Source organism: Neorhizobium sp. T6_25, from assembly GCF_002968555.1.
Taxonomy (GTDB): Bacteria; Pseudomonadota; Alphaproteobacteria; order Rhizobiales; family Rhizobiaceae; genus Neorhizobium.
Map to the genome: position 1 here is coordinate 402042 of NZ_PVBL01000001.1, position 16560 is coordinate 418601.

The window sequence follows — 16560 nt, forward strand, 5'->3', positions numbered from 1 at the left end:
GAAGCGTTAGTGGATTGCCCGCACTGTGCCGCCCCGGCGCAGCATATAGGCAACGTCGAGATGCCGGGGGGGCGCCGCATTCTCGGCCATGTCCAGCAGCAGCGAGGCCGCCGCCGCCCCCATGCTCGCATCCGGCATCTCTACCGTCGTCAGCGGCGGGTCCATCAGCCGCCCGATGGCGATCCCGTCGAAACCGGCGACGGAGATGTCGCGGGGTACGGAAATTCCTTCGCGCCGCAGCGCGCTGATGACGCCGAGTGCAAGAAGATCGTTGGAGGCGATGATCGCCGTCGGCGACACGGTCGCGAGCGCCGGGGTGAGATCGAGCTGGTCATAGCCGTTGAGGAAGGAAATCTCGACCGCTTCCAACGGTTCAACGCCATTCTTGTTCATCGCATCGCGATAACCCTCATGCCGACGACGCGCGCGGTCGGAGGCCACGAAATTTCCGGAGACGAACAGGATGCGTCGATGGCCGAGACCGATCAGCATCTGCGTCAGCTCCCGGCCGGCACCGCGATTGTCCACGGTCACGGCGGCAGGAAACAGCGAGGTCGGCATGTTGTTGAGAAGCACGGTCGGCGGCAGCGAGGATGTGAGGGCAACGCTCGTGGCGGGGTCGCAGACGGTCAGGATCAGCCCGGTCGGCCGGTCGTTGAGAAGCGAGGCGACTGCATCCGCCTCGCGTGCAGGGTCGTAGTTCGACTGGGCGATTAGCACGCCATGGCCGGCAACCAGCATGCGGTTCTGGATGCTGGAAAGCGACGAGGCGAAGACGGGATTGGTGATGCTGGGGATCAGCACGCCGACCACCGGCCGTTGCCCGGGTCTGCCGGCCGCTGAATTGATCGGCCGATACCCGAGCTCTGCCGCCGCGCGGCGAACCCTGCGGGCCATGCGGTCGCTGACATTGCCGTTGCGACTGAGCGCCCGGCTCGCCGTCGCGAGCGAACATCCGGCTCGTGTCGCCACCTGCTGCAATGTCGTCATCGGAGAAGGTCCTCTTCCGTTTGCCAGGCCTCGAGGCCTGCCGACAGCAGATTTCCTCCCGATATGTAAGAGTTTTATGTCAGCAACGACGGATTTTCCTCAAACGGCAAGGCCGACTGCCGCCAGGCAATCTGTGAGGTCCTTTTGTCCTGCCGCGTCAAACCCGCAAGCTGCCCGGCGCTGACGGCTAGCGTGAACCAGGCAAATGTCACCATCGCAGGGATTGACAACAGCCGCCTATGTAATGTTATTACGCTCAATACTGAATGTAACGATATAACATGCATAAACCCGCAACCGAGGCAGCCGTAAATCTGCAGGCAAGTCATGTTCCGGATAGCCGCTCGGCGCGACAACAGTTCAAGCAATAAGGAAGGAACCTCATGAATTTGTCCCTCACTCCAAACCGTCTCCTAGCCGCTGTCGCATCAGGCCTGATCTTCGCAGCGTCCGGAGCGTTTGGCGATGAAGATCACGAGACGAAGGAAGCATGGCGTCTGTTTGTCGGCGATCACACGAACCCCGTCGTGCGTGCCATCAACTTCGAGGACGGCAAGGAACTCGGCCGCTATGACCTCAAGGGTCCCGCGGCCCTGACCGCTAGTGCCTCCGGCCAGACCGTATTCGCTACCCAGTCAGATCATGACATCGTGCACGTCATCAGGACTGGCATCGATTTCTCCGATCACGGGGAGCATCGGGATCTGGAGGTTTCCGACGTCGGGCTGTTGCCCGTGACTTTCGAGGGCAAGCGTCCTTTCCACGTCGTTCCGCATGACGACCATGCGATCCTCTTTTACGATCGAGGCGGCAAGGCGGATATCATCGACGAAACCGCTCTTCTCGGTGGCAGTGCTGACGTGAAGACAGTCGACACGACGAAGCCGCATCACGGCGTAGCGGTGACGATCGGTCGTTTCGTGCTGGTGTCGGTCCCAAACGCTGACGTCGAAACCAAGCCCGACGAACTGCCGCCGAGGATCGGCCTTCGCGTCGTCGATGAGGCAGGCAAGCAGCTCGGCGACGTCGCGAAATGCACCGATCTTCACGGCGAGGCCACCTCGGCCCGGCTCGTTGCCTTCGGTTGCAAGGAAGGCGTTCTCGTTGCCCGGCCCGGCGGCATTGATGGTCCGAAGCTGGAAATGCTCGCTTACCCGACAGACCTGCCAAAGGGCAGCACCGGGACCTTGCTTGGTGGCAAGGCGATGCAGTTCTTCCTCGGCAACTACGGCGAGGACAAAATCGTCCTGATCGATCCGGACGCCGAGGAGCACTTCCGGCTGATCGCCCTGCCTACCCGCCGCGTCGATTTCCTGCTGGATCCGGCAACGCCGCGCAATGCCTACATCCTGACCGAGGACGGCGATCTTCATGTGCTGGACGTGATCAAGGGCGAGATCGCTCGCAAGGCCAAGGTCACCGAGCCCTACAGCAAGGACGGCCATTGGCGTGATCCGCGGCCGCGTCTTGCCGTTGCGGACGGCCATATCGTCATTACCGATCCGCGGCACTCGCTGGTTCGCGTCGTCGATACGGAGAGCCTGAAGGAGGTCCGGACGATTCCCGTCGAAGGAAAACCCTTTACGATCGTTGCCGTCGGCGGCTCCGGAGCATCGCATTGACGCGGTAGCGTTTGGGTCCGGAATTCCCACGGCAGTTCCGGACCAGGATCCGTTCAGGAGATGACGATGCAGCAGCCGGCGCCTGATCGACAGCCTGTCTTCCTGCCTGACCTTTGGCGAATCTTCCGGATCCTTTTCGCACCTTGGGAACGACGAGCCGCGTGATGCGGCATGAAGCGGCGCCGTTGACAGTCGGCAGAGGGAGTGTAAGTTCGCGGCGTCAAGGTTCTTCCATCTCGCGATGGAAGCTAAGAGGGAATCCGGTCAAAACCGGAGCTGTCCCGCAACTGTGAGCGGTGAGCCGTTCGCCCAACATGTCACTGGCAGCCAATGCCGGGAAGACGGGCGATGACGGCTTTGACCCGCGAGCCAGGAGACCTGCCTGACGATAGAAGTTCCGTGGTCGGGGTGTGCCACAGGAATGACGGTTCGTCGGGCCATCGTGCCTGCCGCAACCTTCATTTTTGCTGCTCCTCCTTGAGTGAGACGAAGGCAGTGAAAACACAGGGATTATCTTCCCAGCACGTATCCGGGCGCGCCGTCCTCCTGATCGGCAAATCCGCCTTTGCGGCATCACCGCATCTGGAAATGCAGCGGCTCGCGGAGCTTGCGGCCGGCATGACCGGGGCCGGAACGGTGCGCTTCGCCTTTACCGAACAGGGAACCCCCTCGCTGCGCCAAGCGGTCCAATCTGGTCGCTTAGCTGCCGCATCGTCGAGGACTTCGCCTATCATCCAACAGGCCGCAAGCAGCGGCTTCGCACCCCATCCGAACAGAACAAGAGGAGAGACAATTGAGGTCGCAGACTTTATCGCGCCTGGCCGCCGCCTGGCTCACCGCCACAACCTTTGCCACCGCAGGCACCGTCTTCGCAGGCGAGCCGCTTCGCGTCGGTGCCACCTACATCACCAGCGGCACGGACCCGGCCAAGGGCTCGAACGGCTGGGCGCTGGTCAGCCATGGCGTCGGCGAGAATCTCTTCACCGTCGATCGGGACGGCAAGCTCGTGCCGGAGCTGGCCGCGAAGGCGGAGCGCATCGCAGACCTGACCTGGACCGTGACCCTGAAACCAGGCCGCCGGTTCTCCGATGGCACGCCTGTCACCGCCAGGGCACTGGCAGCCGGTTTCGATACCACGTTCGCCATCAACAAGGCGACGCTCGCGACCGGCGGCAAGCTGACCTTCGAGGCGGTCGACGACCTGACGCTGAAGGTGACGACCGAAAAGCCGGTGCCGTTCATTCAGGCGCTCTTCGCCGAATGGCCGCTGATTGCCTACAAACCCGCCGAGGCCGGCAATGCCGTCTTCAGTGGTCCTTACCGGATCTCCGCCTTCAAGACGGATGCCTCGATCACGCTGGAGCCCAACGTGCATTTCGCTGGCGCCGATGAGCGTTCGCCGGTCAATTTCCGCAAGTTCGGTGATGCCCAGACCCTGACGCTGGCGCTGGAAGCAGGCGAACTCGACATGGCCTTCGGCTTGCCGTCGGAGGTCGTTACCCGGCTCAAGACAAATCCGGACCTGACGATCAAGTCGTTCCCGGTCGGATACCAGTATCTTGCTTTCTTCAACACCGCCCGGCCGCTGATGGCTGACGTGAAGGTACGCCGGGCGATCGATCTGGCCTTCGACCGCAAGGAGCTTGCAGCCGCGATCAACGGCGGCGAACCCGCGACCGGTGCCTATGCCGCCTATTTCCCCTTTGCCGGCAGGCAGGCCCGTCCGACCGATCTTGCCAGGGCCGGCGCGCTGCTCGACGAAGCCGGCTGGGCAAGAGGCAGCGGCGGCATGCGCGAAAAGGACGGCATGCCGCTGCGCCTGCTGGTCATCACCTACCCGCAGCGCCCCGATCTCGTCACCATGCTGCCGGTGGTCAAGGCGGAACTCGTCAAGATCGGCATCGCGGTCGATACGCAGGTGGTGGAGAACATCCAGCAGGTCGCTTCGGCCGGCGACTTCGACATTGCGCTCTGGGCGCAGCATACGGCCCCGAGCGGCGACGCCGCCTTTTTCCTGAACTCGATGCTGAGAAGCCGCGCTTCGCTGAACTATGCGAAATATGCCTCGCCGGATTTCGATGCGATCCTCGACCGATTTGCTTCCGAGGGCGATCCGGCAAAGCGGGTGGCGATCGCGCTGGATGCCCAGCAGAAGATCTTCGCCGATGCGCCCGCCTCCTTCCTGGTATCGCCCGTGTGGTATGTCGGCCTGTCGAAGCGGCTGAAGAACTACGAGCCGTGGGGATCCGACTATCACGTCCTGCGCGCCGATATCGGCGAGACGGAGTAGGGCCACGTGATGCGACTGGCCCGGTTCGGCATACAATCGATAACAGGGTTGCTGGCGGTTTGGCTCGCCTCTTTCTCGGTCATCACCTTGATGCCGGCCGATCCCGTCGCGATCGCCATTCGCGTCTGGAGCCTGCCGGCGACGGAAGAAACCGTCGCCGCGCTGAGGGCGGAGTGGGGGCTCGATCGGCCGTTGCCGGTCAGGTATCTGCATTGGCTGGCGGATTTCCTCGGCGGCGACTGGGGCCGCTCCTTCCGGACCGGAGAGCCCGTAACTGCCGAGTTCGCCGAGCGGTTGCCGGTCTCGTTGACGCTCGGTCTCGCCGGCCTGGCACTGGCGATCGGGCTGGCAATTCCGCTCGGGTTCTTCTCGGCAGCCTATCCGGGGGGTATTGCGGATCGGATGAGCCGGGCTCTGTCGGTCTTCGTCCAGGCGGTGCCTGCCTTCTGGCTGGGCCTTGTTCTTCTCTGGGTGCTCGGCGTGCAGCTGCGCTGGCTCAGACCCTTCGCCAATGATTGGACCGCGATCGTCCTGCCCGTCCTGCTGATCGCGCTGCATTCCGTTGCTGTTCTCTCCCGCGTCTATCGGCGCGACTTGAAGGAGACCGCCGGGCAGCCGCATTTCCGCACGGCACTTGCCAAGGGCCTGTCGGAAAAGCAGGCGCTCTGGGGGCATGGCCACCGCAGCGCGCTCTATACTCTCTTGTCGGCAGTCCGTTCCGAAGCGGGCTGGGTGATCGGCAGCACCGCGACCATGGAAATCCTCTTCGGCCTTGCCGGCATCAGCCAGTTCCTGGTGCAGAGCATCGCGGCACGCGACCAGATGGTGCTGCAGGCCTATGTCATGGTCATTGCGATCTGGATGCTTGTGATGAATGCCGGCGCCAATCTGGCCATGCGCCTTCTCGATCCGCGTCTCGCCTGATGCCCCGGCTGATCATGCTCGCGGCGCTCGCCGTTTGTCTCTGTGCCGGCGGCTTTTGGCAGCCATATGATCCCGATGCGGTGGACATGCTTGCCCGTCATTCCGGCATGACCGCCAGCCATCTGCTCGGTACCGATCATCTCGGTCGCGATCTTCTGTCCCGGATCATGGCCGGCGGGTGGCGGACGGCCTGCGTCGTCCTCTCGGTCGGTGCCATAGGCTTTTTGTTTGGTACCCTGCTGGGCACCACCGCCTCCGTCCTTGGCGGCTGGCGCGAAACGGTGATCCTGCGCTTTTGCGAGTTCTTCGTCATGGTGCCGACGCTCATCGTCGCCCTAACGGCGGCCGCGATTTTCGGCCTGTCGCCGCTCAGTGCCGGACTGGCGCTGGGCCTGGCCGGCATCGGTCCGCATGCCCTGCTTGCGCATTCGCTCAGTCAGCGGGTGCTTGGCCGGCCGTTCATCCTGGCGGCGAGGAGCCTGGGCGTTGGACCCTTGCGGATGATCGCCCGGCATCTACTGCCCAACACCCTGCCCCTGATGTTCGCCTATGTCGGCAACCAGGCGGGACTTGCGGCGGTCGCCTATGCCTCGCTCGCCTTCATCGGTCTCGGGGCCGACCCCTCCAAGCCGGATTGGGGATCGATGCTCTTTGAGTACCGCATGTTCATTTTCGACCACCCAATGCTGATGATCTGGCCAGGCGTCGCGATCGCCCTGGTCACCGTCTTGCTCAACGGTTTTTTTGATAATGATCGAGCGTGACGCTGGCCGAAGGCCCGGCTTTCACACCCACCAGGGAGAATGGAGGACCCTGCCGCCGTCAGCGGTGGCGGCTCACCTATCGCGCAAGAACCCCGAGTGGCGAGATGGTCTTCAGGTCCGGGTCCACCAAGCCCGTCGCCTTCGCCACCTGGGCCTGGCTCATGCTGTAGCCGTAGTCGAGGACGCGGACCCCGTCCATGATGAAGAGTTGGGTCTTGTCCAAACCGGGCCGCAGATTTCCCGTCACGGTGACGACCTCATAGACTCGCGAGAGGTGGAACGGCTCGGCAGCGACCACATGCACCAATTGGTTCGGCGGCGGCGCAGCGCTGTGGCTGCAGGCTCCCGCCCAGGGGACCAGCATGAACTCGTAGACGTTCTCGCCGTCCTGATCGACCGGCAGGATGAACCCCGTCAGCTCCACCGTACGGGCTTCGTCACGCCAGGCAAGCGTTTCCCCTTGAGGCCGGCTGGACGCCATGCCCGGCAGGGCAGCATCCAACCTCGATTGATCCGCAGGCCGCAGGGCGCTCCAAAGAACCGGCTGAGCACCGGCAAAGACGCCGGATGCCGGACAAACCGTCCCGATCATCATCGTCGTGAATTTCAGGAGGAAAAGCGCGCGCCTCATCTGCATCTCCGTTCACAGGGCGTTCCCCAGCCGACAGGCCGCCGCCGCTGTCCCGGATGTTAGCTCTATTTCTCGATTGAGGTCAAAGCCAGGATGGGAGAGATTGCTTCTCGGCCTTCGCTCAAACTCTGGCTACGGTCACTGGAGTGGGTGGCTTCGAATTCCATACCACTTCGTCTGTGGGAGCCGCCACAGACGAAGGCTCATCCCAGGGAATGCGAAGCCAGGGCATAAACCCTCGCATTGCCATTTTGTCCGGCGCCGTAGCCGGCTGCCTCCTCGGTCACCATCGTCGTCAGGGTGGCGTAGATGCTAAGCCCGCACTGCTGGACGAGCGCGGCAAACGGGCCGCTATCGAAATGTGTATCTACGCGCAGGAACCCGTCGGCATGGGCGGCAATATGCGGGTGGGTCACCGTGATGGCGTCCTCGTCGTTGCCGGCGACCACCGGCCCGACCACATGCCCCCGCCCAAAGCGCCGGCGCATCGAAAACGCGCGCATCCGCTCTCCCTGGTAAAGACCGTAGCAGATCGAACTCTCGAACAATCGCAGGAGATGCAGGCCTCGATCAGCACCGAAGGCAGGAGCATCGACGGCGATCACCGTGTCGAGATCGCCGCGGTCCAGCCGCCTCAAAACAAGCCCCTTCTCCAGAGGCGGAAGCGCCATCGGGGCTATCGCTGTGCCCTGATACTGATAAACCGTCTGCTTCGGCTTCAATCCCAACGAAGCATAAAGCCGCTGGGCTTCCCGCGTCGAGTTGAGACGAATGCGGTTGCGGCCGCACTCCGTCATGATCCGATTCATCAGCCACCTGGCCGCGCCGTTGGTCTGCAGCCTCGGAGAGGTAATCAGCATCCCGAACGTGGCAAAGCCGTCGCCATGGGGAAACCACATGCCCGAGGCTCCCACGCGGCCGATCTCGTCAAGCGCGACGTATCCTTTCCCGATGTCGAGCAGATGCTGCCAGTCGGCTGCCCTGTGGGGCCAGCCCACCGAGATCGACAAAGCCTGCAGCTTGGAGATTTCGACACTCGAGATATCCGCAAAGCGCATCTCGAAATTATCGACATTCAAGGTTCCTGGTAATTCACTATCCATCATTGTCCAGCCGAGATCGTATATCCTCCTGAGGTGAACCGCTCGGATATCCCGGCAGTCACGTTAGTCGAGATCCCGCGAAACATTTCACTGCTGAAGCGAAACCGAACACAAGATTTGACCGTATCGCGTCCACTTTCGGCAGCCATTGGTTTCTTCTGCCTCTAACCTTGCCTGCCAGGATTGGTTCGCATGCTCTGCAAAAGCAAGGTGTGGCGGCCACGAGGTCATGGCTTTGAGAGGCGGGAACAGTCGATGCGCGCTTTGGACATCCTGGAGAAGCTGGTCGGCTTTGCCTCGGTCGTCGGCACGCCCAACGGCAATATCGTCGAATGGATTGCGGACTATCTCAAATCCTTCGGGATCGCCGCGCATATCCTGCCGGGGCCTGAAGGCGACCGGGCCAATCTTTTTGCCACGATCGGTCCTGCCGGCCAGCCGGGCTACATCCTGTCCGGCCATATGGACGTGGTCCCGGCCACCGAGGCCGGTTGGGGCAGCGATCCCTTTTCGTTGAGGAACGAAAAAGGCCGGCTCTACGGACGCGGAACAAGCGATATGAAAGGGTTCTTGTCGGCCGCTCTGGCAGCCGTGCCCGCGCTTCTCGCAAGTCCGCTCTGCCGCCCGATCCACCTTGCCTTTTCCTACGACGAGGAAGCCGGTTGCCGGGGCGTGCCGCATATTCTTGCCCGGTTGCAGGACCTGTGTGCCCCGCCGCTGGGTGCGATCATCGGGGAGCCGAGCGGAATGCGTGCCATTCTGGCTCATAAGGGAAAGGCGGCAGCCCGGGTGACGATCAAGGGCCGTTCGGGCCACTCCTCCCGGCCGGATCTCGGCCTCAACGCGATCCATGCCATGACGGACGTGCAGCAGGCTGCGGTTGCCGCGGCCGTCGATCTTTCCCGCGGACCGTTCGAGGCAGAATTCGAGCCACCCTATTCCTCTCTGTCGATCGGTACGATCCGTGGCGGTCAGGCGGTCAACATCGTTCCCGAAATCTGCAGCCTTGAACTGGAGGCCCGCGCCATCTCTTCGGTAGATCCCGAAGCGCTGCTTGCCCCGGTGCGGGCGGTTGCCGAAGCCTTGGCGATGAAGGGCTTCGACGTCGACTGGCAGGTTCTCAGCGCCTATCCGGCGCTGCTGCTGGCGCCAACCTCTCCCCTCGCCGGTCTCTTGCAAGATCTGACGGGGATCGAGCCGCTGGCGGCTGTCAGCTACGGGACGGAGGCGGGTCTCTACCAGCGCGCCGGCGTTGATGCGATCATCTGCGGGCCTGGCGACATTGCCCGCGCCCATAAACCCAATGAGTTCATTCTGGCGAGCGAACTCGACGACTGCCAGGCCATGCTTGAAGCACTTGGTCGGCATTGCCGTGCGGAACTCCAATGAGCAGGAACGTATCCGGACCATGACATTCCTCTTCAATTCCGATGCGGCCCGCGGCCGGATTTTCCAGGATGCGTTTGCTCGGGAAATCCCGGACCTGCCATTCTCCATGGATCCGGCGACGGTGGATCCCGAACGGGTGCGCTATCTCATGACCTGGACAGTGCCGGAAAATCTGGCGCGTTACCGCAATCTCGAAGTGCTGTTTTCGACCGGCGCCGGTATCGACCAGTTCCGGGCCGCCAGCGTGCCTGACGACGTGAAGATCGTGCGCATGGTCGAAGAAGGCATCGTGCGGATGATGCAGGAATATGTTGTCCTCGGCGTCCTGTCGCTCCACCGCAACCTGGCGCCCTATCTGGCGCAGCAGCAGGCGGAGGTCTGGAAGGTCCTGCCGCAGGCTCAGGCCGCAGAGCGCCGTATCGGCGTCCTGGGGCTCGGCAATCTCGGCCAGGCCGTGCTTGAGCGGCTGAAACCTTTCGGTTTTCCCTTGTCCGGCTGGAGCCGGTCCGCGCGAGAGATTGAAGGTGTCAGGTGTTTCTCCGGCGAGGACGGCCTGAAGACCATGGTTGCCGAGACCGATGTGCTGATCTGCCTCCTGCCGCTGACCGACGAGACCCGCGGTTTTCTCGACGCGGAGCTTTTCGCCAGGTTGCCGGCGGGCGCTGGACTGGTTCATGTCGGACGTGGTCCCCAGCTCGACCAGGACGCGCTTCTCGCTGCACTCGACAGCGGGCACCTATCCGGCGCCGTGATCGACGTCACCGATCCGGAACCCCTGCCGCCCGGCCATTCCATCTGGCGTCACCCGCGCATCCTGCTGACCCCGCATATCGCCAGCATCACCCAGCCGCATACCGCCGCGCGCGCTGTCATCGACAATATCAAGCGGCTTCGCGCCGGGCTCGACCCGATCGGCTTGATCGATCGGCAGCGCGGTTACTGAATCTTCAACCTCGAAAGGAATACCATGTCGCTTCTCAAGACCATCGCGCCTCGCCCGTCCTTTGCACCGCGCGAAAACATTCCCGCACCGGACCGGCTGATCTCCGGCGATCCACAGTTCAAGACCTGGGCGCAGGACACAGCCCATGGCGAACTGGTGCATACCGGCGTCTGGGAAGCGACGCCCGGCGTCACACATTCGATCAAGGGCCAGACCTTCGAATTCTGCCACATCCTGTCGGGCGTCGTCGAACTCACCCCCGAAGGCGGCCAGCCCGTTGTCTACAAGGCAGGCGACAGTTTCGTCATGAAGCCGGGTTTCGTCGGCGTCTGGAAGACCATCGAGACCGTCCGCAAGATCTACGTCACCGTCACCCCTTGATAGGTGCGGCCGCGGCGCGGCAACCGCTTCCGGGCCGCTCCGCAGAATACGCCGTGATTGACCGCCAAAACGGATTTTTCCGCTGCGGCCCTTCGCTCTACCGGATCAAGCGGTTCCACCGATCCGGTAATATGCCGCCCAGTGACCGGAGATAAGCCGATGAGCCTGAGTTTCGATCCCGACAGCCTGGCCATGCCGATGGGACATTTCATCGGCGATCGCCTCGTGGCGGCCGAAGGCGTCATTGCAATGCACCGTCCGTCCGACGGCAAGGCCTATGCCGATTGCCCCATCGCCGGTGCGAATCTCGTCGACCAGGCGGTGCAGACGGCGAAGGCGGCGCTGAAGCAAAGCAATTGGGGCGGCATCCGCCCGCGCGAGCGTGTGAAGGTGCTGCATCGCTGGGCCGATCTCATCGAACAGGACGCCGTGGCGCTTGCAAGGCTGGAAGCCGTCTCTTCCACCCGTCCGGTCGGCCACCTGGTCGAGGGGGACATCGCCGTCTCGGCCGAGCAGATCCGCTTCTTCGCCGAATTTGCCGACAAGGAAGGCAGCGACCTGGTGCCGACCGACGACGGCAATCTCGGCATGATCATGACGGAACCCTATGGCGTCGTCGGCGCCATCACGCCCTGGAACTTCCCGATCAACATGGCCGCATGGAAACTCGGTCCCGCGCTTGCCGCCGGCAATGCCGTCGTGCTGAAGCCGTCCGAGATGACGCCGTTCTCAACTATCCGCCTGGCGGAACTTGCCGTGCGCGCCGGCATCCCGGCCGGATTGATCAACGTCGTGCTCGGCGACGGCATGACCACCGGCAACGCCATCACCGGCCATCCCGATATCGCCAAGGTAAGCTTTACAGGCTCCACCCGCGCCGGCTCGGCGATCATGGAAAACATCGCCCGCACCGGAATCAAGCCGATGACGCTGGAACTTGGCGGCAAGAGCCCGCAGCTGGTCTTCGCGGATGCCGATATCGACCGGGCCGCAGTCGCGGTGACCGCCAGCATCACCAGCAATGCCGGCCAGGCATGTGTCGCCGGATCGCGCCTGATCGTCGAAAAGAGCGTCGCCGCACCGCTGATCGAGGCGATATTGAAGAAAATGCAGGGGATCGTGCCCGGCCCGACCTGGGATGCGGCAAGCCAGTATTCGCCGATCATCTCCGACAGGCAGCGCCGGCGCATCGACGACATCATCGCGGCCTCCGTCGCAGCTGGGGCGGAATGCCTGACGGGAGGGCGCCCCATGGACGGACCGGGATATTTCTACTCTCCGACCCTGGTCACCGGCGTCGACCAGACGTCGCCGGCGGTGATCGAGGAGATCTTCGGGCCCGTTCTGACGCTGCAGACGTTCGAGGATGAGGAAGAAGCCATGATGCTTGCCGACCATCCGAGCTACGGGCTTGCCGCCGGCCTGTTTACCAGCGACCTTTCGCGGGCGATCCGCCTTACCCGCCGGCTGCAGGCCGGCACCATCTGGGTCAATCGCTACGGCCGCTCGCGCGACCATATCCTGCCGACCGGCGGTTACAAGCAGTCCGGCATCGGCAAGGATCTCGGCCGGGAAGCTTTCCACGCCAATCGCAAGAGCAAGAGCGTCTTGATCAGTCTTTGAGGACGAAGAACATGAAATCATACCGGATTGCCCTGATCCCCGGCGACGGCATCGGCCGCGACATGACAGCGGCCGCATGGTCGGTGCTGCAGAAGGCTGCCAACGGGCGCGGCTTTGCGCTTGAGGGCACGGAATTTCCCTGGTCCTGCGCCTTCTACAAGCAAACCGGCGCAATGATGCCGGCAGACGGGATCGAAACGTTGCGCAGCTTTAACGCGATCCTGCTTGGTGCCGTTGGCTGGCCGGCGGAAGTGCCGGATTCGGTGTCGCTGCATGGCCTGCTGCTGCCGATCCGCAAGAGTTTCGTGCAATACGCCAACATCCGCCCCCACCGCCTGCTGGCCGGTGTCGAAGGGCCGCTGAAGGCGACCATCTTCGACATTCTCTGCATCCGCGAAAACACCGAGGGCGAATATTCGGGCGCAGGCGGGCGTATCCATCAGGGCACGGCCGATGAAGTTGCCGTCGAGACGTCGATCTTTACCCGCAAGGGCGTTGAGCGCATCCTGCGCTTTGCCTTCGAACAGGCCCGGTCGCGGCGCGGCAAGCTGGCCTCGGTGACCAAGTCGAACGCCCAGAAATATTCGATGGTGTTCTGGGACGACGTCACCCGGCAGCTTTCGGCGGAATATCCTGACGTCGAGGTCACCAGCTATCACATCGACGCCATGGCGGCGCGCATGGTGATGGCCCCCGAAACGCTCGACGTCGTGGTCGCTTCCAACCTGTTCGGCGATATCCTGACCGATCTCGGTGCGGCCATTCAGGGCGGCCTCGGTTTTGCCGCCTCGGCCAATATCAACCCGGAGCGCAATGCGCCTTCGATGTTCGAACCGGTGCATGGCTCAGCACCCGATATCGCCCATCTCGGGATCGCCAACCCGATCGCCACGGTCTGGTCCGGCGCGATGATGCTCGATCATCTGGGCGAAAAGGATGCGGCGAGCGCCGTCATGACGGCCATCGAAGCGGTCACGGGAAGCGGCATCGGCACGGTTCCCGGCAAGGACCGGACAGACGCCATCACTTCGGCGCTGCTCGCCGCACTCTAAACATCGTATCGAGGATTAGACATATGCGGAATTTGAAGCTCCCCTCCCTGTTTCGGCAAGAAGGTTTGATCGACGGCACCTGGGTCGGCGCCCGCTCCGGCAAGACCGTCGACGTCTTCGATCCGGCGAGCCAAGAGGTGATCGGCACCGTTCCCGACATGGGAGGCGACGAGACGCGCGCAGCGATCAAGTCTGCCGAAAAGGCCTATCCTGCCTGGAAGAAGCGTACCCATGCAGAGCGCGCCGCCTTGCTTGAAACCTGGTACGGCCTGATGATCGAACATCTCGAAGATCTGGCGCTGATGCTGACCACCGAACAGGGCAAACCGCTCGACGAGGCGCGCGGTGAAATCCGTTACGGCGCCTCTTTCGTCAAGTGGTTTGCGGAAGAGGCGCGCCGCATCGGCGGCCAGACCATTCCCTCGCCGACGCCAGACCGCCGCATCATCGTCCTGAAGGAGCCGGTCGGCGTCTGCGGCATCATCACGCCCTGGAACTTTCCGAACGCTATGATCACCCGCAAGATCGCGCCGGCGCTCGCGGCCGGTTGTACCGTCGTGGTGAAACCTTCGGAATTCACCCCTTATTCGGCACTTGCGCTCGGGGTTCTGGCCGAAATGGCCGGCATCCCGGCAGGTGTCGTCAACATCGTCACCGGCATGCCGAAGGAAATCGGCACCGAGATCATGGCCAACACCACCGTGCGGAAGATCTCGTTCACCGGCTCCACGCCGGTCGGTTCGCTGCTGATGCGCGGCGCGGCAGACAGTATCAAGCGGCTGTCGCTCGAACTGGGCGGCAACGCCCCCTTCATCGTCTTCGACGATGCGGATATCGACCTTGCCATTGAAGGGGCAATCATTTCGAAATTCCGCAATGGCGGCCAGACCTGCGTCTGCGCCAACCGCATTCTCGTGCAGGCCGGCATCTACGATCGCTTCGCCGAAAAGCTCACCGCCCGGGTGAATGCCATGAAGGTCGGCCCCGGAACCGAGCCGGGCGTTTCGATCGGTCCGATGATCAACGATGCTGCAATCGCCAAGATCAACCGCCATGTCGAGGATGCGCTCGCCAAGGGCGCGAAGATCGTCACGGCCAAGGCCGATCTGCCGGCCGGTGGCCAATACACGGCTCCGATCGTGCTGACCGGGGCCACCACCGACATGCAGCTTGCCAGCGAAGAGACGTTTGGCCCGGTCGCGCCGCTCTTCCGTTTCGAGACCGAGGAAGAAGCGATCGCCATTGCCAACGGCACGCCCTTCGGGCTGGCCGCCTATTTCTATACGGAAAGCCTCAAGCGGGCGTGGCGTGTCGGCGAGGCGCTGGAATTCGGGATGGTCGGGCTGAATACCGGCCTGATCTCGACCGAGGTCGCCCCCTTCGGCGGCGTCAAGCAGTCGGGCCTGGGGCGCGAGGGTTCGCAGTTCGGGATCGAGGAATATCTGGAAGTGAAGGCCTTCCATATCGGCGGGCTCAACTGAGCCCGTTTCCGCACCCGGAACGCTTATCCAAAAAAGGTGGGGTTGCGGTCGCAACCCCACCTTTTTTGTTCTCGACGATGGCAAGAGTTCCGTTACTGGACCTTGTCGAGCATCTTGTAATAAAGCCCGACCAGCGGCAGGAACCACGGTTTGCCGAAATGACCCGGAACTGCCGGCCAGTCGAGCCCCTTGACGGGGTTCCTGTCAGGCCGGCCGAGGATGGCGTCGGCGACCGTCATGCCGAGGTGGGTTGCCAGCTGCGCACCATGGCCGGAATAACCCATTGCGTACCATAACCCGTCATGGAAACCCGCCCGCGGGTAACGATCCTTGGTGATGTCCACCAGACCGCCCCAGCAATAGTCGATCTCCACATGGGATAGCTGCGGAAAGATCCGGGTCAGGCTATCGCGAAGAATTGCACCGCTTCTCGCATCCGAACGCTGGTCGGAGGTCGCCGAAAATCGCGCGCGGCCGCCGAAGATCAGCCGGTTGTCCGGCGACAGGCGCCAGTAGTTGCCGATGTTCATGCTGTTGACGCAGGTGCGGTTGCCCGGCATCGTCGCGGCGACTTCCTGCTCCGAAAGCGGCCGCGTGGCGATGATGAAACTGCCGACCGCCATGATCCGCCGGCGGAAATAACCGAAATTCGGCGTCGTGTAGGCGCCGCTTGCCATCAGGACATTGTCGGCGGTGACCGAGCCTTTGGCCGTCTTCAGCACATGTCGGCCACCCGATTTCGAAACATCGGTGACCGTCGCCTTCTCGACGATAATGGCTCCGCGCCTTTTTGCCGCTTCGGCGAGGCCGACGACGTAGCGTCCCATATGCATCATGGCGCTCTTCTTCGACAGCATGGCGCCGTGGAAAGGTGATCCGATCTCTTGAGCGAGGTCTTGCGGCGACAGCAATGCCGTATCCGGATCGACCTCCGCGTGAACCACTTCGAAATTCCGGGCAAGCCCTTCGAAATGCTGCGCCTTGGAAGCAAGCTTCAGTTTGCCGGCGCGGCGGAAGTCGCAGTCGATGCCTTCCTCGGCGATGATTGCTTCTAGCGTGTCGATCGAGCTGTCGAGCGCCTTGTAAAGCGCGATTGCCCGCTCCTTGCCGAGCTCCTGCTTGGCCGAGAGGTAGCTGTGGGCAAGGCCGTTGTTCAGGTGGCCGCCGTTACGGCCGGACGCTCCGAAGCCCACCGTCTCCGCCTCCAGCACGATAACCTTCGCGCCGGCCATGGCGAGCTGGCGCGCCGCACCGAGCCCGGTAAAGCCGCCGCCGACCACGGCAACGTCGTAGTGACCTTCGATCGGCCCTTCCACGGCGCCCGTAAAACGGGGCGCCGTATCATGCCAGTAGGAGACATATTGCAT

14 protein-coding genes and 1 riboswitch are annotated in these 16560 nt (G+C 63.0%); of the genes, 10 read left to right on the forward strand and 4 right to left on the reverse strand.

The window, feature by feature from the left end:
• Positions 1–6 precede the first annotated feature (6 nt).
• On the reverse strand, positions 7–990 hold the full coding sequence (locus C5L10_RS01805; RefSeq protein ID WP_105428264.1) for a substrate-binding domain-containing protein: 984 nt from the start codon (positions 988–990) through the stop codon (positions 7–9).
• Positions 991–1373: 383 nt separating this feature from the next.
• On the opposite strand from C5L10_RS01805, the gene aztD reads away from it, so the two are divergent.
• The 4 genes from aztD to C5L10_RS01830 all read left to right on the forward strand — a co-directional run bounded on the left by aztD (position 1374) and on the right by C5L10_RS01830 (position 6590).
• On the forward strand, positions 1374–2612 hold the full coding sequence (gene aztD / locus C5L10_RS01810) for a zinc metallochaperone AztD (protein WP_105428265.1): 1239 nt from the start codon (positions 1374–1376) through the stop codon (positions 2610–2612).
• Positions 2613–2818: 206 nt separating this feature from the next.
• A riboswitch (cobalamin riboswitch) is annotated at positions 2819–3013 on the forward strand.
• A gap of 392 nt (positions 3014–3405) precedes the next feature.
• Complete coding sequence (locus tag C5L10_RS01820) at positions 3406–4902, forward strand: ABC transporter substrate-binding protein (protein WP_105428266.1); 1497 nt, start codon at positions 3406–3408, stop codon at positions 4900–4902.
• A gap of 9 nt (positions 4903–4911) precedes the next feature.
• Positions 4912–5826, forward strand: a complete 915-nt coding sequence (locus C5L10_RS01825; protein ID WP_245447904.1) for an ABC transporter permease — start codon at positions 4912–4914, stop codon at positions 5824–5826.
• The gene (locus C5L10_RS01830) at positions 5826–6590 is read left to right on the forward strand and encodes an ABC transporter permease (RefSeq protein ID WP_105428268.1); all 765 of its coding nucleotides are present in this window, start codon (positions 5826–5828) and stop codon (positions 6588–6590) included. Before C5L10_RS01825 ends, C5L10_RS01830 begins: the two co-directional genes overlap by 1 nt.
• 76 nt (positions 6591–6666) lie before the next feature.
• On the opposite strand, the gene C5L10_RS01835 is transcribed toward C5L10_RS01830, so the two are convergent.
• Positions 6667–7221 (reverse strand): DUF3299 domain-containing protein, encoded by a 555-nt coding sequence (locus C5L10_RS01835; RefSeq protein WP_105428269.1) that lies wholly within the window; start codon positions 7219–7221, stop codon positions 6667–6669.
• Between the two features lie 203 nt (positions 7222–7424).
• The gene (locus C5L10_RS01840) at positions 7425–8300 is read right to left on the reverse strand and encodes a GNAT family N-acetyltransferase (protein WP_245447892.1); all 876 of its coding nucleotides are present in this window, start codon (positions 8298–8300) and stop codon (positions 7425–7427) included.
• A gap of 279 nt (positions 8301–8579) precedes the next feature.
• Here C5L10_RS01840 and argE point away from each other — a divergent pair, with 279 nt between their 5' ends.
• The 6 genes from argE (at position 8580) to C5L10_RS01870 (ending at position 15193) form a co-directional block, all read left to right on the forward strand.
• Positions 8580–9713 (forward strand): acetylornithine deacetylase, encoded by a 1134-nt coding sequence (argE, locus tag C5L10_RS01845; protein ID WP_105428270.1) that lies wholly within the window; start codon positions 8580–8582, stop codon positions 9711–9713.
• A 19-nt stretch (positions 9714–9732) separates the two neighbouring features.
• Positions 9733–10656 (forward strand): glyoxylate/hydroxypyruvate reductase A, encoded by a 924-nt coding sequence (locus C5L10_RS01850; RefSeq protein WP_105428365.1) that lies wholly within the window; start codon positions 9733–9735, stop codon positions 10654–10656.
• A gap of 24 nt (positions 10657–10680) precedes the next feature.
• Positions 10681–11037, forward strand: a complete 357-nt coding sequence (locus C5L10_RS01855) for a cupin domain-containing protein (protein WP_105428271.1) — start codon at positions 10681–10683, stop codon at positions 11035–11037.
• 159 nt (positions 11038–11196) lie between these two features.
• On the forward strand, positions 11197–12660 hold the full coding sequence (locus C5L10_RS01860; protein WP_105428272.1) for an aldehyde dehydrogenase: 1464 nt from the start codon (positions 11197–11199) through the stop codon (positions 12658–12660).
• Between the two features lie 11 nt (positions 12661–12671).
• Positions 12672–13712, forward strand: a complete 1041-nt coding sequence (locus tag C5L10_RS01865; protein ID WP_105428273.1) for a tartrate dehydrogenase — start codon at positions 12672–12674, stop codon at positions 13710–13712.
• Between the two features lie 23 nt (positions 13713–13735).
• Entirely contained in the window at positions 13736–15193 is a 1458-nt protein-coding gene (locus C5L10_RS01870) for an NAD-dependent succinate-semialdehyde dehydrogenase (RefSeq protein WP_105428274.1), read from the forward strand.
• Between the two features lie 92 nt (positions 15194–15285).
• Here the strand turns inward: C5L10_RS01870 and C5L10_RS01875 are convergent, their stop codons facing one another.
• Complete coding sequence (locus tag C5L10_RS01875) at positions 15286–16560, reverse strand: FAD-binding oxidoreductase (protein ID WP_105428275.1); 1275 nt, start codon at positions 16558–16560, stop codon at positions 15286–15288.